Raw genomic sequence first — 435 nt, 5'->3', positions numbered from 1 at the left:
GCGTACCGGTAGTCGGCCGGCGGCACGAACGTTTCCTTGACCGTGCGCGGCGACACCCAGCGCAGCAGGTTCAGCGGCGAACCGGCCTTGTCGTTGGTGCCACTGCGGCGCGCGCCGCCGAACGGCTGCTGGCCGACCACCGCGCCGGTCGGCTTGTCGTTGATATAGAAGTTGCCGGCGGCGAAGCGCAGGGCGTTGGAAGCCTGGGCGATGGCCGCGCGATCCCTTGCAAAGATCGCGCCCGTCAGTGCGTAGGGGCTGGTGCCGTCGACCAGTTCGAGCACCTCGGGCCAGTGCGCGTCGGCGTAGACGTAGACGGACAGCACCGGGCCGAACAGTTCGGTTTCCATCAGCGTGTGGCGCGGGTTGTCCACCTCCAGCACGGTTGGCGTGATGAAGTAGCCCACGCTGTCGTCGGCCTTGCCGCCGGTGACG

Annotated in this window: 1 protein-coding gene; it reads right to left on the bottom strand. The window is 68.5% G+C overall.

Annotated elements, in window-relative coordinates:
* Nucleotides 1-435: aldehyde dehydrogenase family protein (locus AB4Z27_RS29645; protein WP_441646064.1), on the bottom strand; the 435-nt coding region annotated here is incomplete at both ends.

This window comes from Cupriavidus sp. KB_39 (assembly GCF_052114485.1).
In the GTDB taxonomy this organism is placed as follows: domain Bacteria; phylum Pseudomonadota; class Gammaproteobacteria; order Burkholderiales; family Burkholderiaceae; genus Cupriavidus.
Note: the sequence above shows the minus strand (reverse complement) of the source record. Positions and strands in the feature narration are given on the sequence as shown.